Genomic DNA, 23,845 nt, shown 5'->3' on the forward strand with positions numbered 1-23,845 from the left:
TCCTCAGCGGATACCGCTGAGGAGCGATACGGGATGGTCATGATGGGGGTTGTCCTTTCCGGTGGGCGCGGCGGGTCAGGGCATGCTGCGCGCGTTCGGCGGCGGCGGCGAGCCTGGCGGCGTACGGCTCGGCCATCCAGGGCCGCAGTTTGATCACCGCGGGCCGGACGCCCGTGAGCAGCAGCAATGCCGTGCCTTTGGGCAGAGCGCGCACGTCAGCGGCTTGGTAGATCCGTTCCAGACGTGGTGACAGGCTGGTGCTGCGGCCGCTGCTGCTGTGGGAGACGCTCGCCTCGATGACTTTGTGTTCACCGATCAATCGGGAGATCTTCTCGGCGAAGTCGGCGTCGTCCAAGCCCGCGCCGAGGATTTTGACGGTTGCCGCCGACCACAGGGCGTCCATCCTGGCTTCGCCCCACACGTCGGCGCCCTGCTTGTAGGACTGCAGGATCGTTGTCACGGGGATGCCCATCGATCCGAGGTAGGAGTAGTAATCGGGAAGCTTCTCGATGGGGCAGATGTTGGCGGCCTCATCCAGGATCGGCAGGACCGGCGGGTCGCAGCGGCCGCCGGCGCGCTCGGCGCGCGCGATGGCAGCGTGGAAAACGGAGTCGGTGAGGGCGGCGACCAACGGTGCGGCCGAACCTGCGCCTTTGTCGGAGAACAGATACAAGGTGTCGGTGGAGGCGACGAAGGCGTGTGGGTCGAACAAGACCTTGTCGGGATCGGGTTGCACCCACCTGGCGATGGCCGGATCCAGCAGGCATGACGCGCACTGAGCGGCGGTTTCGTAGATGCCGTCGCGTGTCTCGGGTGCGCCTCGAATGGTGCGTTGGAGGTGGTCGGCCAACCCCTCGGCGCCCGCTTTGCGCAGCAGGTCCATTGGAGTGCGGTCAGCGGGGTTGCCCAGCCAGATCAGTACGTCGGTGATCGTACGGTCAGGTGATTGAGCGGCGGCGTGCAACAGCGCGGTGAGCACGTTGCCGGCCGCCAGGCTCCAGAAGTTGCCGCGGTCGTTCGCCGACAGGGAAGAGGAGATGAAGTGCCCGGCCAAACGGCGGGCGCCCTCGATCGTGTGGGCTTCGCTGAGGATGTTCCACCAGAACGTCTGCGGGGCGTAGGCGATCTGCTGAGGGTCGAACGTCCATAGCCGACCGCGGGCACGTCGGGGGGCGGACGTGATCAGCAGCACATCGGCCTTGCGGGAGGTGATCAAGACCGCGCCGGGGGCCCGGAGGGCCCGCGGGACGGCGATCGCGGTGGTTTTGCCGCTTCGGGGAGCCATGAAGGCGAGTTCGACGTCTTCGAAGCTGCTGCGCAGCTCCACTCCGGCGTGCTCACCCAGCAGCATCCCGGTTTCATCCGGTGCCGGGCGGTTCACCTTCGCCAGCGAAGGGCGCAAGCTTCGAGCACGCTTGGCGGCGCCACGTGAGGTGAACTGCTTCAGGTCACGCTGCCCGGCCAGGCCCGGGGTGACCTTGAAGCGCCGGTACAGGGCGAAAGCCGCCGGCACCAGCGTGCCGGCGCCTACGGTGCCGACCACAACGATCCCGATGCCGATCGCGATCGGTGAGGTGTGCGGCCACAGCCGGTCGGCATGTCCGGACAGGAAATGCAGCAAGGTGGCGATGGAGAACGGCGGTGGCCGCCAGGGCGCTCCGGCGATCCAGGCGCCGAGGCTGCCGCCGAGCCAGATGACGCCCAAAACGCCGAACCCGGTGGCCATGACAGCGGCAATGAGCCACGGGGAGGGGTCGGTAAAAGGACTTCCGGAGGTGGGGGAAGAGGTCATGGGCGGTTGCGTTCGTTTGAAGCTGGATCAACGCCTGGCGTTGGCATGGGGGTCATCCTTCCCGCCGGGTGCGCATGGCGGCGTCGGTGTCGTAGAGGCGCCGCTCGGTGGCGGTCAGTTGCAGACGGACCGGCACACCGAGCCGCTGACCGATCTTGATCAAGTACTTGCCGCGGCCCGGGTGCAGCTGAGAGCTGCCGTCCAGGCCGGTCGCGGTCGGTGCCGCCCACGAGGCCACCAGGTCGACCTCGGCGTTGGTGAGGGGTTTTTGCTGGCTGATGCGGTGCAGCTCCCCCACCGACAGCGCCGCGAGGATCACGGTGTCGCAGCGCTCCATCAGTCCTCTGGCCTTGGCGCGGTCCTCCTCGGTCGGCAGCGCCTCGAGGTCTTGCAGACTGTGGGTGATCATGATGGAGACCTCACCCTTGCTGCGGTTCAAGCGGGTGATGCCGTCCATGGCGGCGACCATGCCGGGTCCGGCGCGCAGCGCCCGCCACAGCTCATCCAGCGGCAGCACCACCGGGCGTGGCATCAATCCCAGCGCCCGGGCGGTGTCGACGGCCGTATAGGAGTAGGCCCAGGTGGCCAGCAGTCCGGCGGCCACGACGTCGTCACCGGCCGACAGCAGGTGGGACAGGTCGATCGTCAGGGCGGGCTTGGCCAGGTCCAAGGGCCTGCTGGTGGGCCGGTCGAACAAACCGGACAAAGGGCCGTCGCACAAGTTCTCCAGGGCCGCGATGACACCGCGGACCGCACGCAGGTACTCGGCCTCGTCGGAGACGATGAGCCGCTCTTGAATCGCGGCCGGACGGGTGCGCAATACGCCGATCACGTCCGGGATCGTCGGATCGGCCGGGCCGGCCTCGGCGGCGATGCGCACCGCGGCGTTGACGGCGGAGCTCTCCTCGGCGCTCGGTCGCCGACCCAGGCCGTGCCCGGTGGCCAATAATGCGTGCAGCAGCTCGCCGCGCCGGCCGTTGATCTCGGCGCGGACCCGTTCGGCTTCGGCTGCGGGCAGCTGGTTGAGGCGGCGGCCCAGCGGACCGGAATCCAGGGGGTTGATGGCGTCCAGACCCCGGCCGACGCGCACCACCTGCCCGCCGAGCTCAGTGACCAGCCCGGCGTATTCACCCTTGACGTCGCCGGGGCACAGCAGGGTATAGCCATAGGCGGTCAATCCCAGGCACAAACGCTTGGCCAGGCTCGACTTACCGGTGCCAGGGGATCCTTGTAGCCACACGCTCGGATTGGTGGTCAGGTTGCCGACCCAGCCGGGCGGGTCCAGGCATACCAGCTCACCGGTGAGCAGGTCAGCGCCGATCGGCACACCTTCGGTGGGCAGGCCACCGGCCTGCACGAAGGGGAACAATCCGGCGACCTGCACGCTGGTGCCCAGGTAGATGGTGCCGGGGGCGAGGTGGGCGGCGCGGCCGCGTGGCCAGCCGCGCTGTGGCGCCACCTGGGAGGCGTCGATCGTCAGGTGCGGCGGCAGCGAGCGGGCGGCGCGGGCGCGGGGGTTCTTAGCCATCGCCGGGGTAGACCCCGCATCCCAATCCGACGGCGAAGGCGGCGGCCTGGCCACCGTAGGCCCGCCGCAGCCGCAGCCGCGAGTGCCCGGCCGCCTGTTCGACCTCCCGGCACGCTTCGGCCAGCTGGGAACGGCCGCTGCAGGTGACGGTGACGTACAGCGATACCTGCACCAGTCCGGCGCCGGCGGCTTCTTCGGCGGCGGCACGGGCCGCGCGGGTGGCATCGGCGCGGTCGCGGGCGGTGGCGTTGCGCCGGGAGCGGCGGGCCAGCTCCTCCCGGGTGGCGGCGGCGTTGACTTCACGCTCCAGCAGGCGCGCGGCCACCTCCCGGGGCAGGGTCCGGTAGGCCAGGGTGACGCGGCGGCGGTGGCGGCCGGGACTGAGCAGGCGCAGCAGCACGTCATGGGTGACCTGCTGGCGGGGAAGCTCCTGCAGAACCCAGGAGACCGAGTAGCCGCCGTCGTGGCGGTAGACCTCGTAGCCTTCGCGCGCGTGGATGGGGCCGGCCTCGTGCCAGCGCAGGTCGCTCCAGCCCTCGCTGACGGCTTCGCTGGCCGGGTCGTAGGCGGTGTGGACCAGGCGGATCATGTCGCTGGCCGAGGCCCGTGTCATGATCTCTGCGCCGGCGGCGGAGAGCGCCAGCCCGCCCAGGGTGCGCAGCAGCTCGGCTATGGCGTCAGGTACCTGCCGTGAGGTGGCGGCGCCGACGGACGGATCACACGTCACCGTCAAGCGGGTGCGGACCTGGGCGGAGGTGCGCGGCGCGGTGGCCACCAGCTCGCCCATCACCGCCCGGGCCAGCGTCGGGCTGGCCGGATCCAGCCGCTCGTGCACATGGTCGGCCAGCTGGGTGCCGGGTTCGGGCACCAGTTCGACGGTGACGGCGGCGTGGCGGATGGTGGCGTCATCGGCCAATCCGGCCAGCAGCGCTCCCCAGCCGGCCACGCGCCGATTGACGTCGTCGGTGTCGGCCAGCAGCGCTCCGGCCGGGCTCAGCATCAGCGTGGCCGACATCTGACCGGTGCGTTGGTTCCACACCACCGCGGTGCGGCCGCGGCCCGGGTCGTCGACATCCAGCAGCCGAGTCGCGGCCAGCACACCGGGCAGGTGCCAGGGGCGGCCGACGGGGGTGAAGACCGATGCGGTGTAGGTGGTGTGGGTGCGCCATTCGGCCCAGCGCCAGCGGGCCCAGGCACGGGCCGAGTCGACGATCAGCACGCCGTCGCGGCGGGCGATCGCCAGCACGCCGACGACCATGGTGACGGGCAGCAGGTACACGGTCAGGCCGATGCCGCCGATGAATCCGATGAAGATCGGCACGAGGATCGCGGTGAAGACGACGATGGTCTGGCGGCCGTCCAGCGGGCCGATGCCCGCGCTGCGCGCGGCGCGCCAGCCTCCGTAGGTGCGCGGTTGCGACGTGCTTGTCATGGGTGCCGTTTCGTTAGCTGCGGTCGTCGATGGTCAGGCCACCGGTGGTCGATATCGGCGGCGTGCCGCCGTCACCGGGCGGCGGGCTGATCGCCAAAGGTGCTTGTTCGGCGGCCAGCGGCGGCGAGCCGGGGATGTTGATCTGCCCCGGCCCGTGATGGGCGCCGGTGAGCGCGGCACCGCTGGCGACATGCGGTGCGCCGGTGGGCGCGTGGGAGCTGACGGTGGCAGGTACCGCGCCACTAGGGGCGCTGCTCTCGGCCGGGGGTGGCCCCGGCGCGGCCGGAACGAAGGGGGCTGCCGGCGTCGCCGGGGGTGGCGACACCACGGGAATTGGAGCGGTGTCGGCGACTGATGCGGTATCGGGCAGCGCCCCAGCGGGCGTGCTGGTCGAGGGGGGCGTGGCGGTGCGCTCAACCGGAGCCGACTCGGATGCAGGCCGGGCCGGTTGGGACGCAGGAGTGATCGGCTGGGATGGCTGCTCGGGCGATGCGGCCGGTTGAGGTGATGCGGAATCGACGTGCGTCGGTGTCGTCTTCGATGTGGTTGAGTCCCCGCCGTCGCGCTCGCGGTTGCGCGCATGGTCGGCGGCGGTGGTCGCGGCCGCGGCCGCGCTGCTGGCTCCGCCGCTGGCGATCCCCCCGGCCATCATCAGCAGGTCCCCGGCCATCCGCAGCATGCCTCCGCCTCCACCGCCGCTCACCGCCAAACCGAGCGGGGCGAAAGCCCGCATCAACGCGGGCATCGCAATCAGTGACAGCAGGTACATCAGCAGGCCGTACAGCATGCCGGAGACCGAGGTGCTGTTGCGGGTCTGCCGGACGGCGGCCACGATGATCAGCGCGACCATGGGTTTGTAGCAGATCACCGCGGCGACCGCCGTGATGATCTTCGGGAGCCACTGCCGGGTCGCTCCCCCGCCGACCTGCCCGGCCGCGGCGATCGGCAACAGGACCGCCAGGATCGGGATGGTCGCGTTGCGGAGCAGCAGGACGACCAGCTGCACGATCATGATCAGGATCAGCAGGATCGCCAGCAGCAGCGTGAACAGCGTCGCTGTACTTCCCGTGACAGGAGCGAGCTTGGGGTCCTGCAGCATCAAGGACACCAGCTGCTTCTTCAGCACACCGTTCTTGGTGAGATCTCCCATGATCGCCGCGGCGACGGCGTCGGAGAACTGCAGCAGGAACGCGGTCGCCCCGACACCGCCGATGGCGACCAGGCCGGTGATGACCAGCCCCCGCAAGGCCTGCAGCAACGGAGTCGCCCGGCCGACCACCATGGTCTGAATCGCCTGGCCCATGAGCAGCACTGCGGCGATCAGCCAGCCGAGCCCCAGCGTGGTGCTGTACAGGGTCACCGCGCCCTGGCTGCCCAGCTCCAGGACGGAGAGGTTCAGCCACAACTCCACGAAGGCGTCCAGGACGCTGTTGATGGCCTTGATCCCCACGGTGGTCAGCGGCTGGATGACGGTCTTGTTCACCACGACCGTGGCGGCCTCGTCGGCCTGGTCGACGGCGACCTCACCGGCCGCGCACGCCAGTGACGCCCCGGGAATCGCCGCCAGCGGGCACGGAGGCCCGCCGTTGAGCCTGGCCGCGGTTGTCTGCGCGCCAGTGGGGGTGGCGGCCGCGGCCGCGGATCCCCCTGCCGCGACCAGTACCACTACCAGCGCGACCATCAGCGCCAGCAGGGCTGGGGTGCCTGCCACCGGCCGTGATCCGGTCACCGCGCTCACCCGCCCGGCCGGATCGCCATCCAGCCGGCCGCATTGAACTGAGCGGTGCCGACGTCGGCGCGCTGGGGCTGGGGCATCTGCTCGGCGGGGGTCTGCACCACCAGCCAGTCACCTCCGCGCACTGCCGGATGCCAGCGCATGTGCATGGTGGAGGCCGCAGGGACGGTATGTAGGGGCGCTCCGATGCCGGCCAGCAGATCCAATCGCATGTTCACGCTGACGTAGGCGTTGCTGCTATCGAGGACCTTCCACTGCACGCCGGTGATCTGCACCGCCACGCTCGCATCCGGCGGCAGCTCCCCGGTGGCCGGCAGGCCGATCTGCTCGCGCATCCACGCCGCGTTGGCGACGGTGTGCTGGCGCGCGGCGGCACGGGCGGCCGGGGCGAAGTAGACGTCCACGGCGCGGGCCGCCTCGGCGGGATCCAGCCGCCACAGGAACTGAAACATCGCCGATGCGGCCGCGGCGGCCCCTTGCGGAGTGCGCGGGAAGGACACCCGGTAGGTGCGCTGCAGGAAATCACCCGCATCCGGCAGCGTCGTCCCCCGCTGGGGGGCCACATACCCGCTGGCCGGCGGCGAGGCCACCGGCGCCGGCGTCGGCTTGATGGTGGTGGGCGCAGCGCTGGCGGCCGCCGACGGCGCGGCGTCCGGAGCCGGATCGGAACCGCGCAGCAGCGACACGATGACCGCTGCGAGGATCGCGATGATCACACCGGCGCCGATCAGTGCCCGCATCCGCTGCTGGGCCAGGCGGTCAAGGTCAGAGGCAGAAGGCATCGGCGGTCCTTTCACAGGCCCTGGGAGAAGAAGTTCACCAAAGACACCGCGCCGAGCAGCATGAGCAGCCCGGTGACCACCGATACGCCATTCGACAGGCCCTGGGCGGACATGTTGTGGCTGCGGCCCTTGCCCATCATGACCATGATCCCGGCGGCGGCGAAGCAGACCACGGCGACTCCCAGTCCGGTGGCCTTGACCAGGCCGAAGATCTTCTCGCCGAACTGTTTGACCTCTCCGGGAAGCTGAGGAGGCGCGTCCTTGAAGTCGAACGGGCCGCCGTCACCTCCGGTGGTGGTGCCGGTGCCGGTACTGACGCCGGGGTTGTCGGGACCGGGCACCAGCGTCGTCCAGTCGATCTCGTGCAGGTGCAGTGCCGAGTTCAGCGAGGAGGTGAGGGCATCCAGCAGGTGGGGAGTCGTCATGGCGAGGTGTCCTTTGCGCAAGCAAGGCGCGCCAGGGTGCGATGCAGGCCCCGGGCGGTACGAGTCGTTTTGCGGTCATGGCGTAGGGCGGCGGCGACGTCACCGAGGTTGCGCAGGGCGAACAGGTAGGGCAGGCCGATGACGGCGCTCACCTGACGGCTGATCGCCTTGATCCGGTGGCGGGTCAGGCGTGAGGCAGGAAACGGCAGGTCGGCTACCAGGCACAGCACCGGCCGTTCGGCCAGCGGCCAGTCGGTCACCATCCGCGCGGCCGCTTCGGCTCCGTCCGGGGTCGAGCGCGCCACGAGCACGACCTTGCCCTGGCCGGGCGGCAGATTCGGGACGAGTTCGGCGGCGAAGCTGGCATGGCGGTGGTTGAGCAAGGCGGCCAGCGTGCTGGTGCCGGCCCCGGGATGCGCTCCGATCAGTGTCCACTCTCCTGTCGCTCTATTCGCGTACTTTCCATCGAGTGTCATTTTGTCCCTTACGCCAGATAAGCGCATGACTTAGTGTCTTACCACTTTGACAACAATTGGTCGATAGGACATTAAGCGTGAAATCGGTCAAACAATGCGGATCGTGATCATCGGTGTAGCCGCAATGGCCCTCTTCGCCGTAGTAGCCGTCCTCGGCTTGGTGGCGGTACTGCTGTTGCCACTCGGTCTGTCGGCCGGCGCCGAGACCGGCTCCGAACCTGAAGCGACACCGGCCACGGTCGACGGCATCCCCGACGAGACGCTGCGGCTGTATGTGGCCGCCGCACGCACCTGCCCAGGCCTGTCATGGACGGTGCTGGCCGCGGTCGGCAAGATCGAAACCGACCACGGCCGCTCCCGACTGCCCGGCGTCACCAGCGGCACCAACTACGCCGGGGCCGCCGGACCGATGCAGTTCCTCATCCCCACCTGGGGCGGAGCACCGAAGATCAAGATCGGTTCACCCTTCACCGGCTACGCCACCGACGGCGACGGCGACGGCTGGGCCGACATCTACAACCCCGCTGATGCGATCTACGGCGCGGCCAAGTACTTGTGCTCCTCCGAAGCCGCGACCGATGTGCGCAAGGCTCTGTTCGCCTACAACCACTCCGACGCCTACGTCAACAGCGTCCTGGCCGTCGCCAAGGACTACCAGGCCAAGGCCGCGCCGACCGCGACGGCGCCGTCGGCCGGGGCCCTGGCCCCGGAGCGGCCCGGCGGCCCCGACAACATCACCCCCCGGATGCGCACCGTGCGCGACCTGGTCAAGCAGCAGTTCAGCCCGCGTTATGGCATCGGCTGCTACCGCGCCAACGGCGGCATCGCCGGAGGCGGCGAGCACCCGCTCGGCCGGGCCTGCGACTTCATGCTGTCGACCGGAGGGCGCATCCCCGCCCCCGGCGAGCAGGCCCGCGGTGATGCGATCGCGGCCTGGGCCCAGACCAACGCCGAACGCCTAGGGATCCTGTACGTCATCTGGAGGCAGCGGATCTGGAACGTCACGCGCGCAGGTGAAGGCTGGCGCCCCATGGCCGACCGGGGCAGCCATACCGCCAACCATCAAGATCATGTTCATATCTCCATGCGCTAAAAGTGCGTCCACAGGAGCACAGAAGCCGAGGCTCAGGGATTTTCTAGCCGATTTTCTATGAGTCAATAACCTTGTTACCTTGCGTGGATCTTGTCTAAGATCTGCCACCATGCGCGAAGATCAGGACCTTTCGGGCGGGCGGCGATTGACGGGCTCGGCCGCGCTGCGGCACCTGGCCGGGGCAGCCGACGCGACAGGTCCGACCCGTGCCCAGCCCGAGCCCGTAGCCGCCGACGCCGGCGGCACCGACGATGAGCCCTCCCTGGGCGTCCTGGGCGACGTCGATCCCGATCGCGAGTTCTGGAGTGAGGACGGCGACCCCAGACCCAGGTCGTGGTGGCGGCGCAACCACCGAGATGACCAGGACGATTCGGCACAGCCTTCACGTCCGATCGTCACAAGCGACGAGGACGATGAGGACGAGGACGAGGCCGAGGAGTGGGACCTGAGCGGTCAGCGTCGCCGTCGCGTATCGCCGATGGCGCTACAGGGGGCCCTGCTCGGCGCGGCGGCAGCCGCAGTGATCGCGGCGTGGGCACTGTGGCCGAGCGGTTCCAGCAGCGAACCCAAGCTGCCTGCCGCCGAGCCGCCTGCCGCCAGCCCACTGACCAGCGAGCAGCCGGTGACGCTGGAGACGCTTCCCCCACTGCCGAAGATGTCTTCGCCGACCCCGTCGATGGCGCCTTCGCCGACCCGTCGTCCCACCGTCCGCCCCACCCGCCAGCCCATCACCCGCCCGGCCCGGCCGCACCGCTCCGCCGAGCCCACCCCTTCGCCCACCCGCAGCACCCGGCCCACCACCAAGCCCAAACCGACCTTGAGCGCCGCTCCTTTGCCCAACACCGGGCCCAGCGAGGCGCCGCCGGTGCCGTCGGCCGAGCCCGCGCCCACCACGGCGACCGAGCCGCCATACACCGGGCCCAGCGACCCGCCGCCGGTGCCGTGAGGACCCGCCTGCCTGCCGATGCCGCATCAGGAGATGCCATGACGATGACTCAAGCGACTGTGCCAATGCGGCCGCCGCGATCGCGGACCACCACGGTCGCGCCGGTGGTGCGCACTCCGAAACCGACACCCGTGCCCTATCTCGGACCGAGTGAGCCGCCTGCGCCGCCCTCCCCTCGCCTCCGCCCGTGGAGACCGAACCACCCTGCAGCGGGCCGACCGAACCGCCACCGCTGAACTGATCATCTTTCAGGAGAACGTCGATGACCATGCCGCCCAGTCCTGAACCGTCCCGTCCGAAGGGCCGCCATCACCGACCCGAGCTTCCGGCTCCACCTGCTGGGCGAGGCCATCTGCCGCCTGTCACGCAGGTTGTCATATCGCAATGGGTCTGGCCACCGCCCTACGTTCCGGCTCCCAATCGCCATGACGACCCTGATCAGGAGGCGACCGTGGTGCTCAGCGCTATCCGACCCCAGGCCCCAGCCCCAGCCCCGCCGCTGGCAGCAGCAGCACCAGCGTCGGTGCCAGTGCGGCACCTGGCCCTGGTCCAAGCGGCCATCGCGCGTATCGACGAGCTGCTGGCCCGATCGGCTTGAGAAGCTTGCCGCGGTTTCGCAAATCTTTTACACAGACGACAGGAACGCCTGGTTGATCCTGGCCTCCGCGTGCAGGCGCTCAGGGCCCTGCAGCCGCCCGGGGACCTGCTCATCCTCATCATCGCGCTTATCCATCCCCCGCAGCAGGCAGCAGATCAACTGATGCAACTCCGCGCTGATCTTGCGCCGCAGCAGGATGGGAGTGGCCACGTAGCGGCGGTAGGTCACCGCGATCAGGTAGGGGCGGCCGAGCAGATCATCGAGGCTGCTCGGCTTTCCCTGGATCAGGAAATCCGTGGAGTAGTAAACCTGAGTGAATTTCAGCAGCTCGTCGCTGAGCGCTCCGTCGACCTCGCCGATCCATGCGTGGCGCCCCTCGTGCTCGCATACCGGGATGTCCGGCCTGCGGCAGGTCGGCTTTGATGCCGCCACTGGACTTTCCGCATGCCGTGGTGTGGGTACGGGGATGAGCGCCACCGCATCCCACGCCTGCATGAGGGTCATGGCCACCGGATGGCCGAGCGTCAAGCCCTGGATGGGCAGCGGAGCGTGCTCCAGCAGGAGATCGGCCGAGGCGTAGGTTCCCACCCGGATATCGCGGTGCTCCTGCAGGGCGGCGATGTGCAGCTGGGCGATGTCATCGGGCAGGGCCTCGGCGTAGGCCGAGCTGATCGCGTCCAGGTCGAACAGCTGCCCGTAGGTCTCTGCCCGGCCGGCGATAATCCGCTCATACCCCAGGCGCTGAGGGTCCGGTTCACGGTCATAGACTGAGGTTTCCCCCGAGGTGAGGACACCCCTGACAATGGATCTTGTTCCATAGAGGGGAGCCTTCGGGTGGCACGACCGTCGAAGTTTGGCGATGAGTTCAAGCAAGACGCGGTGAGGCTGGTCCGCACGACGGGCCGTTCCTGCGCCGACGTGGCGCGGGAACTCGGGATGAACCGCGAAACCTTGCGCACCTAGGTGCGCGAGGCCGAAACCACCGACAGCGAGTCGGGTGTGGGCCTGGTCAAAACCGAGCGCGATGAACTCGCCCGGCTGCGCAAGCGGGTCGCCGAGCTGGAGACCAAGAAAGAGATCCTCCGCAAGGCAGCCGCCTATTTTGCGAAGGAGATGGATCGTTGACCAGCCGCTTCAGGTTCATCTCTGCCCACGCCGGCTACGGCATCGCGCGGCTGTGCAGGGTGTTGAACGTCCGGCGCAGCGCCTTCTACGCCTGGCTCAAGCGGGAACCCGCCCGCCAGGCCAGAGCGGCCGAGGACGAGCGGATCGTGGAGAAGATCCGGGCCTTTCACACCGACTCGGATGGGACCCACGGCTCACCTCGGATCACCGCCGACCTGCGCGACGACGGAGAGATTGTCAACGCCAAGCGGGTCGCCCGCCTGATGCGCCAGGCGAGCATCGTCGGCCTGCACCTGCGCAAGGGCAGGCCGACCACCATCCCCGACCCGGCGGCTGCCGCCGTGTCCGACCTGCTCCAGCGCGACTTCAGCCCGGGCGCGGTCGACGAGCGGTGGTGCGGCGATATCACCTACCTGCCGGTCGGCGACTCCTGGCTATACCTGGCCACCGTCATCGACATTGGATCACGCCGGCTGATCGGCTGGTCGATCGCCGGCCACCTGCGTACCGAGCTGATCAGCGACGCGCTGACAGCGGCGGTGCGGGCCCGCGGCGGCCACGCCACCGGCGTGATCTTCCATGCCGACCGCGGCTGTCAATACACCTCGGCCGACTTCGCCGCGCTCTGCGCCGCCAACGGCATCCGCCGATCGAGCGGAAGGACAGGCACATGCCTGGACAACGCGCTCGCCGAGGCGTTCAACGCCACCCTCAAGCGCGAACTGCTGCACGGCAAGGGCAAACGCCGCTGGAACGACGAGGCCGACGCCCGCACGGAGATCTTCCGATGGATCGCTCGCTACAACCACCGTCGACGGCACTCGGCGATCGGGAACCTACCTCCAGCCGTGTATGAAGATCGGCTTGCTAAGATGACGGCGCTGGCTGTATGAAACCGGGTGCCCACACCTCGGGGGGAACGCCACTATTGACTGGAACGTCAACGTCGGATGGGTCCTCGCGGCCAATCTTGCCGCCGACGTCGATGCCTGGGCCCGGCTGCTCGGTCTGTACGACGCTGCTGAGCTGGCCCGCGCTGAGCCCCCAACTCTCCGCTACCGCCTGTGGCACCTGCCCGCCCGGTTGGTCACGCATGCCCGCCAGCGGACCCTGAAGATCAGCGCCACCTCGCCGTGGAAGAACGTCTTTAGTCTGCTGGCAGCGCCTATGCGCCCTGCCAACAGCCACCTGACCAGCACGAATGTGTCCCACCGAGAACAGGAAGGAGCGACCGGCAGCCGCGCGGCCCTGTGGAAACCGCCGCCCACCGAGCGCCTCGGTCGGCCACCCGCACCCCGGCACACGAGAGAAAAACGATCAGGCGGAAACCTTCGCCGCGCCACACAACTCAATCGAGACGACTGTCCCCTGAGTCATCGAGGCTGAGTCATCGAGGTTAACCTCGCTATCGCCGCGTCAGGCCGTGGCTACCTTGCTTACGGTCCGGCGTGCGCGTCAGGCTGTCGCGGTTGCGCCAGGCGATGTGGTGGCGGATCAGGCCCAATAGAGTGGTGGGGCGCAATGGAACGAATGTATGGTGGGCGCCTGATCGGATTGATCATCCGCTTTCGGTTGGGACTCATCCCAACGTCGTGTCCGGGCTGGAGTTTGCTGGGTGGCTCATCCGGTCACCGAGACGGTCCGGGCCCCTGACGGATGCTCCACCGCGAAGTACTCGACTGTGGTGTGAGTGAGGATTGATACCAGATGTCGTCCAGTGCGGCTCCAGCCGCTCGAGGCGGAAAGGCGTGCCAGTGAGTCTTGAGACTAGAGTGTCCGGCTGGTGAGAAGATTGGGATGCTTCGAAATAGCAAACGCAATACTCGCAAGATTGCCGGGACCGCTGCACGCCTTGGTGCTGAAGCACCGTGAGCTGCTTAAGTTCACGATGGTAGGTGGAACAGCGTTCCTGGTGGACAACACGGTGTTCTATGGGCTGAAGCTGACCATTCTGGAACCGAAGCCGGTGACCGCGAAGGTCATCGCGGTGCTCGTGGCGACAATCGTGTCCTACGTGCTGAACCGTGAATGGTCGTTCCGGACTAGGGGTGGTCGCGAGCGCCATCACGAGGCGGTGCTGTTCTTCCTGGTCAGTGGTGTCGGTCTGGTGCTCAGCTCCGTGCCGCTATGGATCTCCCGGTACGTGTTCCTACTGGAGACCCCGGACGTGAGCCTGGTCACCCAGGAGATTGCCGACTTCATGAGCGCGCAGGTCATTGGCACGCTGATCGCCATGGTCTTCCGCTTCTGGGCGTTCCGGAAGTGGGTCTTCCCCGACGAGGAGGCTCACCCCGGCCGCGTGCGGCTGGCTCCAGCTCCCAAGCCCAAGGACGAGGCGGCCTGATCCGACTCTCCACTCGCCGGGTAGCCGCGGGATCATGCTGTGATCTGCGGAACTCCGTCCAGAGGATGAAAGGTTCGATGCGGGGTATTCAAGGTGATGAACTCTCTGCGTCAGGCAGCCCGGAATATTCCGAAGATGTCGCGCATTTCGTCATCGTTGAACGATGTTCGGAGCTCTGCTTGCGTGGTTTCCATCCGACGTTTCGTGGCCTCCGATCGAGGTTCTGCAAACGCGGTGGGGTTACCAAGAACGGCCCTTGCTCGTTTAAGTGCCATCGTTTGCTGTGGAGACAACTCGCCCGCCCGTCCCTCCGCGTAGGCGTCCAGGTGGTCTCGGCAGAAAGCCCCCTTGGCGATGGGCGACAGTTCGGCAAAGAGTAGCCGTCGATAGACAGCAGAGAATGCGATGATGTCGGCGTACGTCTGTGGCAGATGTCCCCTGTTCGCCGCTATCCATGCCCGAGCTTGCGCGGTGGCTGAGTCGTCTCCTGGCACGGCCGGCGCCCTGGCCAACCGGAATGCTTCACGCAGGCCGACCATGAGCCGGCTCCCGCCGGGCGTGCCGCTCTCCTGAGCCTCGCTTAGCGCGTTGAGCAGTCGTACCACGCGTCGGGGGCCGAGTCGTACAGCCAGGGCTATCGCCAGCGAAGATCTGGTCCACGCGCGCACTCGCGTCTCGGAGACGGTGAACAGAGTCGGCACCCACTCGGTCTTTGAAAGGCGTGACCGTTGACGCCATGACGCGACCTCGGGGTCGGACACCCGAGTTTCGCAGTTGGTGGGCAGACGAGAGCTCTGGATTGCGTACTTAACCTGGGGAAACGGGTGCAATCGGCCTCGGAGGCGTGTGTCCACACCTTCGAGAAGCTTTATCCCTGCTCAGGGCCTATTCGGCGGGTTGCAGACCGCTCATCTTTGGCGGCATTGCGACGTCGCAGTCTTTGTAGAGCTGGGCTTGGGCGGGGTGAGGCGGGTGGTCTGCTGGAGCCGTCCGGCGGGCCGGATAGGGTGACCTGATGCACGCGCCTCAGCTCGCGGTTGATGGTGCGCCAGGTTTGCCCGGTGCGGCGTTCGGCGACGCGGATGAGCAGCAGCGCCAGCCAGCACAACAGCACGTGAGCGATGATGCGTTGCTCCAGCCGGTGGTAGACGGGTCGTAGGTCCAAGGTCGTCTTCATGGTGCGGAAGGCCGCTCCGGCCTGGAGCAGGTTCTTGTGCCCGGGGCGATGTCCTCGGGGCTCAGCTCGGGGTCGGAGGTGGCGATCAGGTACTTGCCGTCGTAGTTGGCCTTGACCTTCGCCGCATCGATGGACAGGCGCCCGGCCGTCGGGTGCTGCTTGAGCCACCGGCCCAGGGACGGGTGATCGCGCAACGCGCATTCGGCCTTGCGGTGCGGCCCATCCGATGGCCGGGGAGCCTTCTTCTTGCCCTGCTGAGCGGCCTTGGCCTTCGCCTTGGCGGCATCAGCAGCGCGAGTGGTGGCGGATCCAGTCCAGTTCCGCGGTGATCGCCTCCAGTTGTTCCTGGAGGCGGGCCTGGTCGCACTCGGCTTCGATGGGGTTGTGGCAGATGATCCACCGGCGGCCGAGGTCAGCGGCAAGTTTGACCTCTTTGACCCGCAAGTTGTCACGGACGTGCAGGGCCCGAGCGTGTACCCGCCGAACTCGGCGAACGCTTTCTGGCGTCGCCTCCCCTGGTCATGGAGTTTATCCGGTCGGAGAGGTCACGAAAGCGCCCATGATAGCGGCGTCGGGGAGCTTGGCTGCCTCCTCCGGCGCCGGGCTGGAACGGCCCCGTCGGCGCGTGTCGCTGAACAGGCCCGGGCCTCTTCGTACCCGGTCACCAGCCGCGCCAGGTCACCGGCGGATGTACGGACCCAGTTGACCGGGCCAAGGCCGCGGAGCTCGTCATAGATGGGAGAGAGGCTCGATGCACCCGGACGCGGGAACGGCAGCTGTGGAAACTCGGTGCCGAGCGTATTGAGTGCGTCCATCACAGCATAGGGATTCTCCCGTTTCCCCGTTTCCCCGTTTCCCCGGTTCCCCGGTTCACTTCGGTCACCAGGTGACGGGAACTCCGGTCACCCCGAAGGCATCCGTCCGGGGCTTGATCTCGTCGAGTCCCACGGCCAGGCGGATGCCGGGGAACCGGGCGAGCAGGCCGGTGAATGCCGCGCGGAGTTCGATGCGGGCCAGGCTCGCGCCGATGCAAAAATGGGCGCCGTGTGCGAACGTGAGATGGGGGTTGGGGCTGCGGCTGGGGTCGAACCGGTCCGGATCAGGGAAGACATTGGGATCGCGGTTGGCGGCCGCACTGGAGATCATCACGGCGTCGCCGCGGGCGATGGTGACCCCGCCGATCTCAACATCCTCGTGCGCGTAGCGGCGCAGGCCGAAGTTGCTGGGCGCGGAGAGCCGGAGGATCTCCTCCACCGTTCCCTCCACCCGCCCGGGGTCCGCGACCACCGCGTCCAGCCGTCGCGGGTCGGATAGGAGCCAGAGGGCGCCGAAGTCGATAAAGCCGGCCGTGCTCTCGCGGCCGGCGAAGAGGATGCCGACCGCGATGATGATCAGCTCTTCCTCGGTGAAATCGGACTCGGCGGCCTTGGCCCTGGCCAGGTCGGACAGGATGTCCTCGGCGGGATCATCCTGCTTGGCCGCGACCTGCCGGAGCATGTACGCGGCGAACTCGGCCCAGGTCTGCTGTGCGTCGCCACCGGTGGCCGAGGCACCCATCCGGGCCGACAGGCCGCGGAAGTACTCCTCCTCCGACACTCCGAACAGCTCACAGATCACCGCGATGGGCAGCGGTGCCGCCAGATGGCGGTGGAGGTCCACGACCCCGTCGGGAGATTGGTCGTACGCCTCCGCCATGGCGTCCAGCCGCTCGACCACCAATTCTTCGATGCGCTCGCTTAGTGCCAGCATGCGCTTGGCGGCGAACGCCGGGACCAGCAGCCGACGCATGCGGGCGTGGAACGCCTCCTCCGTCTTGTGATCGCCGACATGACTGCCGTTCAGGGCTGTGCCGGAGATGCGCGCGGCCTTCTCCGACTCAGGGCGCGAGCGCCTCAGCCGTGGGTCGCCGGAGAGGGACCGCGCCTCCGCGTGCGCCGTCACCAGCCAGGCCGGGGCACCCGCTGGTGTACTGACCCGGCTGATCGGCCCCGCACGCCGGAGCTCCGCGTAGATAGGCGACACGGTCAACACGTCCGGGCACGGAAAGGGCAACTGGGGCAGATCGTTCGTCGTCACAGAACTCCGTCCAGAGGATGAAAGGTTCGATGCGGGGTATTCAAGGTGATGAACTCTCTGCGTCAGGCAGCCCGGAATATTCCGAAGATGTCGCGCATTTCGTCATCGTTGAACGATGTTCGGAGCTCTGCTTGCGTGGTTTCCATCCGACGTTTCGTGGCCTCCGATCGAGGTTCTGCAAACGCGGTGGGGTTACCAAGAACGGCCCTTGCTCGTTTAAGTGCCATCGTTTGCTGTGGAGACAACTCGCCCGCCCGTCCCTCCGCGTAGGCGTCCAGGTGGTCTCGGCAGAAAGCCCCCTTGGCGATGGGCGACAGTTCGGCAAAGAGTAGCCGTCGATAGACAGCAGAGAATGCGATGATGTCGGCGTACGTCTGTGGCAGATGTCCCCTGTTCGCCGCTATCCATGCCCGAGCTTGCGCGGTGGCTGAGTCGTCTCCTGGCACGGCCGGCGCCCTGGCCAACCGGAATGCTTCACGCAGGCCGACCATGAGCCGGCTCCCGCCGGGCGTGCCGCTCTCCTGAGCCTCGCTTAGCGCGTTGAGCAGTCGTACCACGCGTCGGGGGCCGAGTCGTACAGCCAGGGCTATCGCCAGCGAAGATCTGGTCCACGCGCGCACTCGCGTCTCGGAGACGGTGAACAGAGTCGGCACCCACTCGGTCTTTGAAAGGCGTGACCGTTGACGCCATGACGCGACCTCGGGGTCGGACAGTGGCAGGAGCTGTACGACTTCCTCACACGTATCCGTGACCATCGAGGCAATTGTCCGGCATCGGCGGCAATCGGCGTTATAGGCAAGCACCCAGCGCCGGCGCGTCATGAAAGCACCTCCGAATCGTGTATGACAAGGCTCCGCACCCCGATAAGTAACGAGGGCTCCCACCATCGAGCCGCAGTGACGTCAGTGGCGCCTATGCGGATGGTTGCCGCCTCTTCTCGCGTCGAGAAGTCACGCTGGATCCGGACTCACGCCGGGCCATGCGACGCAGTATGGCGGGGGCGACCACGAATCCGAAGATCGCCCATGCTCTGAGCACTCCGGACGTCTCCAGGAACCGCCAGGAAGCGCCGATCTCGGTGGCGACAGGCGCGTCGGGCAGCATTGCTGAGCGCATCCCGAGGCTGATCCAGTAGAGTGGGAATATCTGCCCAATCCACTGTATCCATTGAGGTAGGGCGCCCAAAGGGTAGAAGACGCCGGAGATCGCCACTAGTCCCATGGTCAGCAACGAGATATACCTGAGGTTCAGGGGGTTCTTGAAGAGGGAGCCGACGGTCGCCCCGAACGGTAGCGTCGCGACCATGCCGAGTGTCATTACCCAGACCAGCGTCAGCCAGGCCGCAATGCTATTCAGCCGCAGTCCCTCGAACAGGAATCCCGCTGAAATCATCACGATGAGCGATGTGGCGATAATCATTGCGGCTTGGCTGACCACCTTGCCGGTGAGGTAGCCGAGAACGCCGTTCGGCGTGGCTTTCGCCCGTAGCAACGTACCATCCTCGCGTTCCATCATCAGCGCCGAAGCCAGCCGCGTTAGTCCGGTAAAGACGACGTTCATCGCAATGATTCCTGGAATCGCGCGTGTACCGAGAGAGACACCCGTCCCTGCAACCGTGTTGCCGCGCATGACACACATCACGGTCAGCGCGAGGGCGGGGAAGAACGCATAGCCGAAGGCTTGCGCGCGATTGTGCCGGAACTCGATCCAGCCGCGGGCCAGCCCCGTACGAAAGGCGATCACGCGGGGGTTCACGGTCCCACCTCCATCCTCGCGCTCTGTGATGCGACATGCCGACCGGACTCGAACTCGCGGACCACGGTCAGATAGATATCCTCCAAGCGAGGTCTGTGTACCTCCAAGTCCTTGACTTCCCTGCCATAGCGAGCGAACAGTTCTCTCACGTATTCGGTGGCATCCTCGACCGAATGCACATGCGACCTACCGCTATGCGTGAACCGGACCTCCGTCTTACCAGAAACCTGTCTGCCCAATTGTGCAGCTGTTCCAGCGGCCACGATCTTCCCACCCACCAGAATGAGGATCCGGTTGGCAAGCTTCTCCGCCTCATCCAAGTCGTGGGTGGTGAGTATGATCGAGGTGTCTTCCTGGCTGGACAGCCTATGCACTAGATCGTGGAATTCCTGCCGGGCATGAGGGTCGAAGCCGACGGTAGGTTCGTCTAGGAATAGCAGCTCTGGCTTGCCGACGAGGCCGATGGCAACGTCCAATCGCCGACGTTGTCCGCCAGAGAGCTTCCCGATCCTCGTGTTCGCTTGCTCGGTCAATCCGAGACGAGCGATCAGCTTGTCCGTGTCGTAGGGTCTTGACCGCCCCGCCGTCCCATAGGGGGCGTAGTAGCGGCCAAGGTGACCGAGCAGTTCACGAACCCGCCACCGCTGATGATCACGTCAGGACTGCAGAACGATGCCCAGGCGTGCGCGCCATGCTTCGTCTCCTTCCTCCGGGTCAGTCCCCAGGACGCGTGCATGACCAGCGGAGCGCTTCCGAAGCCCTTCCAAGATCTCGATAGTGGTCGTCTTGCCCGCCCCATTCGGTCCGAGGAGGGCCACCACCTCACCCTGGTATACCTGCAGATCCACTCCGTGGAGCACATCGGTGATGCCGTAACGCATCCGCAGCCCACGAGTTTCGACGACCAGATCTGACCTGCTCTTTTCCGCGTAGTGAGAGTCTTTTCCTGCCACAGCAGTGGCTACAGTCCTCTCGCATGCCGCCGTATGGCCGTCCCTTACCTGTGGCATCTCATCTCCGATGTCCTCACCTGTATTGTCGGCCGACTCTGTTGTACCCACGCACAGGGGGGAGCTCGTTGTGGGACGGTCGAGTCCGCCCCACAACGAGCTCGTTCGAGAGAATCCGATCCAACTAACCAGAATTCTTTGTAGACTGGTTGCTTTAGGAGGCCTCCAGCATTCTAACGGCTGAGACTCTTAACAGGTTTCTCTGTCAGAGAAGGGCACCCAGCACTCGTCCTGAAAACCCCAGCCAGCGCCAGTCTCCAGGGAGAACTCGCCCAGCTCCGTAACCGCAGGGGCTTCATACTCCGTGGTGTTCATTTTTCACCTCCTTTTCGTAACTCCTTGATTGCTCAAGACTCGGGACACCCATTGCGGTCGCCCGAGCTGTGATTCACCGAGCTCTATAGGCGCGGTGAAGAATCGGAAGCTTCGGCTTAGCTTTGGCGAGAAAGGAGTTCACCACGCGAAAAGATCACCTTGTCATCGGGCAACCGATCCCGCCGGTTCTCGCCTTAGAGGTCCCCAGTTCCACAACGGCGGGGGCTTCATACTCCGCGGTGCTCATTTTGTCGCCGCCTTTCGACAATCCTCTCTTGCTACTGGCTCTGGACCCTTGGCGCGGCCGTATGACACCTCTGTCTACGCGTCTGCAGGCACGGTGAAGAATGTGCGGAAGTACTCGCGGGCCACGGGTTCGCCGACGATCTGGTCGTCGGCTTCGATCCAGGCGTGTGCGGCGAAGGGGGGAGTGGCGACCACCCCGACGCACCAGGTCGGCCAGATCCCCCGGGAGCGGCACAGCAGCAGCGCCGAGATCGAGCGGACCAGACACGAGGAGCCCCCTCGACACTGTGGGCTTGTCGTGAGAAGCTGATCTATCACCAGCTGGGCTTCCGCGTAGCTTGCCGGGCGAGCGCCCGCGGCCAGCCGACCGAACAATCGGCGCAGCCGACGCGGCGGCCTGCGGCTGAGAACCCTGGCGGTGGGCACGATCAGGCTGATGAGAAGCCTGTTGGGCAGCGCCACCTGGGCAGGGACTTCCGGAAGGAGCTCGCTCATCGCAGCACTCCCAGCTTCCGCAAGCGGCTGAGCAGTTCGTCGACGTCCGCACGTGCCACGCTCGAGTCGACACCGAACTCGGCGACAAGCCGGCCTGCTGCATCCGCTGCGTCACCGCCGTGTTCGATGGTCTCCAAGACGAGTGCGGCAGTGGGGTTCGCGTGCCAGTAGTGCCCGCTGATCTCATCGAGGATCACATCGCCGTAATCCGTGTGCGCTCGCGAGATCCCGTCTCTGAACGAGGGAGGGGTTGTCATCATCGTTTCCCGCTCATGTCGTTTCAACCTCGCCGTTCTCCTAGGCGGGTCTGGTTACACAGGAACATCGCCATATTGAAGGCCTTGTTGATCTCGTGCGGCGGCCTGGTCTTCGGGTCGGGTCGGGCTTGTTCGGCCAGCTTGGTCATGTCGATCAGGCCCGAGCTTGCCAGCCCCGAACTGTCGCACAATGCACGAAGATCCTCGTGATGAGCGGCGAAGCCACGCACGGCCTGCGCCGATCCGCCTGTCTTCGTCGTGCGACGCAGGTACTCGTCAGGCAGCAGGCCACGCATGGCGGCCTTCATCAACGGCTTCCACTCCACGGGGGTATCGCGCTCCTCGCGCCGCACGGCCAGGACCGTCTCGGCGACGTGATCGTCGAGCAGTGGGGCGTCGTATACGACGCCGCAGCGGGGGCCAAGCTGGCTGGTACCGCGGACAAGGCGCGCAGCGACTCGCAGTGTGAACAGCTCCCAGTGCGCCGCACGATCGGGCCCGAGCGGCTCGGCCACGCGAGTGACGTCGCGGAGCTTCGCGGCTACCACATCGCGGGCGTCGGCCGACAGCCACGGCGGCAGCCCTAGCGGCATGGACCAGTCGCTGATCCGTGGAAGCTCGGGCGTCGCGCTGCCGCCGAGCGCATTCGTGACGGCTTTTCGTAGCCATTCGCGGTACGAGTCGCGGGCCAGCAGCTCGCGCACTGTGGTGCCGATGCCGTGACCGTGGGCCACATGCATCGCACGGGCCCTGCGCCAGGCCAACAGCGGCCGACTGCGAAACAGAGTGTGCTCCCAGCAGCCCATTCCCCGCAGCAAGTGGTCCCCACCGAGACCGTTGAGACGGATGGCAATCCCCCGGGCCGCGTCGTCCCGGAGGCCGTATGAGATCCGCGGCCCCGCCATCGCGGCTTGAGTCGGCTCGTCAAGCCGATCGCGCACATCCAGTAACCCGCCAAAGAAGTGCGGCATATCATCCGTCGACTCAACGACGTGTTCTCGCACTCCCGGCATGGAGGGGAGAGCCCGGTGGGCCCATTTGAGGTCTTCTAGTCCGCCGGGGTCGTCGTTGTACAAGGTCCTGGCGAGCACACCCGCCGGCCCTTGCGCGGCGAAGTAACACACCGGGGTGGAATCCAGGCCGCCCGAGAGGTCGCAGGAGATCAGGGCACCGGGCGCCGTGCGGGCCTCAACGGCCGCCTCCACTGCGGCGCGCAGCTTCCGCGCCCCCTCGGCACGGGACAGCCGTGGCTCGGGTCGTTGCCACCAGGTGCCGGTGTTCCAGCCGCGGCCATCACGGTCCACGGTGACGTAGTCCTCCGGGGCGACGTGATGCAGCCCGTGCCACAGTGGAATCTCCTCGAGTGGGTGGGGCAGCGAGGGCAGTAGCCGCAGGGCAAGCGCGGTGTCGTCCATAGACAGCCCCCCGAGCTCGGCCAGTACATCCGCCCTGTCCGCGATCACCCGCATACCATCGATCAGCGCATGGAAGACCCTGCGCACGCCCAAAGCCGAACCTTGGGCGTAAATCTGTCCCCCGAGTGTCGCGATAACGCAGTAGTTTCCAGCGAACTGTGCCGATAACTCCGTCAAGTCGCCCACGGATCTGGCGTTGTTGCTCAATTTGCCAAGCTGCTCTGGAGTGACCGCAGTCGAACCGACAAGCGCCAACCGATTGGGGCCATCGCCGTGCACCACCACCTGGTTCGATGGCAGACACCCGAGCAGCCACGGACGGCCAGAGGGATGGTCGACAGCCACTGTGGAGCGGGGTAAGACCCGATCCGCTATGGATGCGGCCGCATCGTGGTCAGGCAGCGCCAGAAAAAACCACGCATCTGTCTCAGTCTCAGCCGGTGCGTCCATATAGAGATTCCTACCCATGACTCGCTACGCATACAAACTAAACAGGATCGTCAATAAGAGTATTAGAGTGACTGCGTAAGGCTGCTGCCCCCTACGATCGGAGAGCCGCCTTCGAAGAGCGGTTGTATGCCGTGCGAATGCTGGAGCGGGGAGAGTCCGCCGACGACCTTGCGTGAATCCTCAACGTATCCAGGGCGTCACTGGTAAGGAAGACGCCTCATATGTAAAGGCATCTCTATTCATGACGTTCCCTCTCTCTGCTTGTATATTGAATTCCCTGCGATGATCACCTCGACTAGGTTAAGCATTCCCTGTCAAATCGGTCAAGTGGAATCGCAGGCTTCGTTGGATGCTATTCCGCACATGTATCGCG

18 protein-coding genes and 3 pseudogenes are annotated in these 23,845 nt (G+C 66.7%); 4 read left to right on the forward strand and 17 right to left on the reverse strand.

What is annotated here, in order from left to right:
• Positions 1–37: 37 nt before the first annotated feature.
• The 7 genes from ACQPYK_RS49060 to ACQPYK_RS49090 all read right to left on the reverse strand — a co-directional run bounded on the left by ACQPYK_RS49060 (position 38) and on the right by ACQPYK_RS49090 (position 8,077).
• Positions 38–1,726, reverse strand: coding sequence for a type IV secretory system conjugative DNA transfer family protein (locus tag ACQPYK_RS49060; RefSeq protein ID WP_433259736.1), 1,689 nt, complete (start codon positions 1,724–1,726; stop codon positions 38–40).
• 118 nt (positions 1,727–1,844) lie between these two features.
• Entirely contained in the window at positions 1,845–3,320 is a 1,476-nt protein-coding gene (locus ACQPYK_RS49065) for an ATP-binding protein (protein WP_433259737.1), read from the reverse strand.
• A complete protein-coding gene (locus tag ACQPYK_RS49070) occupies positions 3,313–4,752 on the reverse strand; it encodes an SCO6880 family protein (protein ID WP_433259738.1) in 1,440 nt (479 codons plus the stop codon). The genes ACQPYK_RS49065 and ACQPYK_RS49070 overlap by 8 nt, the downstream gene beginning before the upstream one ends.
• A 13-nt stretch (positions 4,753–4,765) precedes the next feature.
• On the reverse strand, positions 4,766–6,463 hold the full coding sequence (locus tag ACQPYK_RS49075; protein WP_433259739.1) for a hypothetical protein: 1,698 nt from the start codon (positions 6,461–6,463) through the stop codon (positions 4,766–4,768).
• A gap of 23 nt (positions 6,464–6,486) precedes the next feature.
• Positions 6,487–7,269, reverse strand: a complete 783-nt coding sequence (locus tag ACQPYK_RS49080) for a hypothetical protein (protein WP_433259740.1) — start codon at positions 7,267–7,269, stop codon at positions 6,487–6,489.
• 11 nt (positions 7,270–7,280) lie between these two features.
• On the reverse strand, positions 7,281–7,694 hold the full coding sequence (locus tag ACQPYK_RS49085; RefSeq protein WP_433259741.1) for a TrbC/VirB2 family protein: 414 nt from the start codon (positions 7,692–7,694) through the stop codon (positions 7,281–7,283).
• Entirely contained in the window at positions 7,691–8,077 is a 387-nt protein-coding gene (locus tag ACQPYK_RS49090; RefSeq protein ID WP_433259742.1) for a hypothetical protein, read from the reverse strand. Before ACQPYK_RS49090 ends, ACQPYK_RS49085 begins: the two co-directional genes overlap by 4 nt.
• Positions 8,078–8,273: 196 nt before the next feature.
• Between ACQPYK_RS49090 and ACQPYK_RS49095 the strand changes: the two genes are divergently transcribed.
• The gene (locus tag ACQPYK_RS49095) at positions 8,274–9,263 is read left to right on the forward strand and encodes a lytic transglycosylase domain-containing protein (RefSeq protein ID WP_433259743.1); all 990 of its coding nucleotides are present in this window, start codon (positions 8,274–8,276) and stop codon (positions 9,261–9,263) included.
• A 109-nt stretch (positions 9,264–9,372) separates the two neighbouring features.
• Positions 9,373–10,209, forward strand: coding sequence for a hypothetical protein (locus ACQPYK_RS49100; RefSeq protein WP_433259744.1), 837 nt, complete (start codon positions 9,373–9,375; stop codon positions 10,207–10,209).
• Between the two features lie 625 nt (positions 10,210–10,834).
• On the opposite strand, the gene ACQPYK_RS49105 is transcribed toward ACQPYK_RS49100, so the two are convergent.
• Positions 10,835–11,680, reverse strand: coding sequence for a hypothetical protein (locus ACQPYK_RS49105; protein WP_433259745.1), 846 nt, complete (start codon positions 11,678–11,680; stop codon positions 10,835–10,837).
• Here ACQPYK_RS49105 and ACQPYK_RS49110 point away from each other — a divergent pair.
• Both ACQPYK_RS49110 and ACQPYK_RS49115 read left to right on the forward strand, forming a co-directional pair.
• Positions 11,642–12,825 (forward strand): annotated as a pseudogene (locus ACQPYK_RS49110) (IS3 family transposase). The gene ACQPYK_RS49105 and the pseudogene ACQPYK_RS49110 overlap by 39 nt on opposite strands.
• An 890-nt stretch (positions 12,826–13,715) precedes the next feature.
• Complete coding sequence (locus tag ACQPYK_RS49115; RefSeq protein WP_433259746.1) at positions 13,716–14,276, forward strand: GtrA family protein; 561 nt, start codon at positions 13,716–13,718, stop codon at positions 14,274–14,276.
• A 110-nt stretch (positions 14,277–14,386) separates the two neighbouring features.
• On the opposite strand, the gene ACQPYK_RS49120 is transcribed toward ACQPYK_RS49115, so the two are convergent.
• From ACQPYK_RS49120 to ACQPYK_RS49160, 9 genes and pseudogenes are all read right to left on the reverse strand, one after another.
• Positions 14,387–14,815: a hypothetical protein gene (locus ACQPYK_RS49120; protein ID WP_433259747.1), complete on the reverse strand. Its 429-nt coding sequence runs from the start codon at positions 14,813–14,815 to the stop codon at positions 14,387–14,389.
• Between the two features lie 346 nt (positions 14,816–15,161).
• Positions 15,162–15,921, reverse strand: a pseudogene (locus ACQPYK_RS49125) (IS1634 family transposase); the annotation flags it as partial.
• Positions 15,922–16,332: 411 nt separating this feature from the next.
• Positions 16,333–17,475: a cytochrome P450 gene (locus ACQPYK_RS49130; RefSeq protein ID WP_433259748.1), complete on the reverse strand. Its 1,143-nt coding sequence runs from the start codon at positions 17,473–17,475 to the stop codon at positions 16,333–16,335.
• A 116-nt stretch (positions 17,476–17,591) separates the two neighbouring features.
• Positions 17,592–18,350 carry a hypothetical protein gene (locus ACQPYK_RS49135; RefSeq protein WP_433259749.1) on the reverse strand — a complete coding sequence of 253 codons (759 nt, stop codon included), beginning with the start codon at positions 18,348–18,350 and terminating at the stop codon, positions 17,592–17,594.
• Positions 18,351–18,441: 91 nt separating this feature from the next.
• Entirely contained in the window at positions 18,442–19,284 is an 843-nt protein-coding gene (locus ACQPYK_RS49140) for an ABC transporter permease (RefSeq protein ID WP_433259750.1), read from the reverse strand.
• Positions 19,281–20,165, reverse strand: a pseudogene (locus ACQPYK_RS49145) (ABC transporter ATP-binding protein). The gene ACQPYK_RS49140 and the pseudogene ACQPYK_RS49145 overlap by 4 nt, the downstream one beginning before the upstream one ends.
• A 765-nt stretch (positions 20,166–20,930) precedes the next feature.
• Complete coding sequence (locus ACQPYK_RS49150) at positions 20,931–21,350, reverse strand: lasso peptide biosynthesis B2 protein (protein ID WP_433259751.1); 420 nt, start codon at positions 21,348–21,350, stop codon at positions 20,931–20,933.
• Entirely contained in the window at positions 21,347–21,634 is a 288-nt protein-coding gene (locus tag ACQPYK_RS49155) for a lasso peptide biosynthesis PqqD family chaperone (RefSeq protein WP_433259752.1), read from the reverse strand. Before ACQPYK_RS49155 ends, ACQPYK_RS49150 begins: the two co-directional genes overlap by 4 nt.
• The gene (locus tag ACQPYK_RS49160; protein WP_433259753.1) at positions 21,631–23,472 is read right to left on the reverse strand and encodes an asparagine synthase-related protein; all 1,842 of its coding nucleotides are present in this window, start codon (positions 23,470–23,472) and stop codon (positions 21,631–21,633) included. The genes ACQPYK_RS49155 and ACQPYK_RS49160 overlap by 4 nt, the downstream gene beginning before the upstream one ends.
• Positions 23,473–23,845 lie beyond the last annotated feature (373 nt).

It is taken from the genome of Streptosporangium sp. CA-135522 (assembly GCF_050949235.1).
Taxonomy (GTDB): Bacteria; Actinomycetota; Actinomycetes; order Streptosporangiales; family Streptosporangiaceae; genus Streptosporangium.

Bases quoted from the DNA above. Each gene is read 5' to 3' on its own strand.
- ACQPYK_RS49060 (WP_433259736.1), bottom strand. From the start codon at position 1,726: ATGGCCACCGGGTTCGGCGTTTTGGGCGTCATCTGGCTCGGCGGCAGC.
- ACQPYK_RS49070 (WP_433259738.1), bottom strand. From the start codon at position 4,752: ATGACAAGCACGTCGCAACCGCGCACCTACGGAGGCTGGCGCGCCGCG.
- ACQPYK_RS49135 (WP_433259749.1), bottom strand. From the start codon at position 18,350: ATGACGCGCCGGCGCTGGGTGCTTGCCTATAACGCCGATTGCCGCCGA.
- ACQPYK_RS49120 (WP_433259747.1), bottom strand. From the start codon at position 14,815: ATGGTCGGCCTGCGTGAAGCATTCCGGTTGGCCAGGGCGCCGGCCGTG.
- ACQPYK_RS49085 (WP_433259741.1), bottom strand. From the start codon at position 7,694: ATGACGACTCCCCACCTGCTGGATGCCCTCACCTCCTCGCTGAACTCG.
- ACQPYK_RS49150 (WP_433259751.1), bottom strand. From the start codon at position 21,350: ATGAGCGAGCTCCTTCCGGAAGTCCCTGCCCAGGTGGCGCTGCCCAAC.
- ACQPYK_RS49065 (WP_433259737.1), bottom strand. From the start codon at position 3,320: ATGGCTAAGAACCCCCGCGCCCGCGCCGCCCGCTCGCTGCCGCCGCAC.
- ACQPYK_RS49160 (WP_433259753.1), bottom strand. From the start codon at position 23,472: ATGGACGCACCGGCTGAGACTGAGACAGATGCGTGGTTTTTTCTGGCG.
- ACQPYK_RS49100 (WP_433259744.1), top strand. From the start codon at position 9,373: ATGCGCGAAGATCAGGACCTTTCGGGCGGGCGGCGATTGACGGGCTCG.
- ACQPYK_RS49080 (WP_433259740.1), bottom strand. From the start codon at position 7,269: ATGCCTTCTGCCTCTGACCTTGACCGCCTGGCCCAGCAGCGGATGCGG.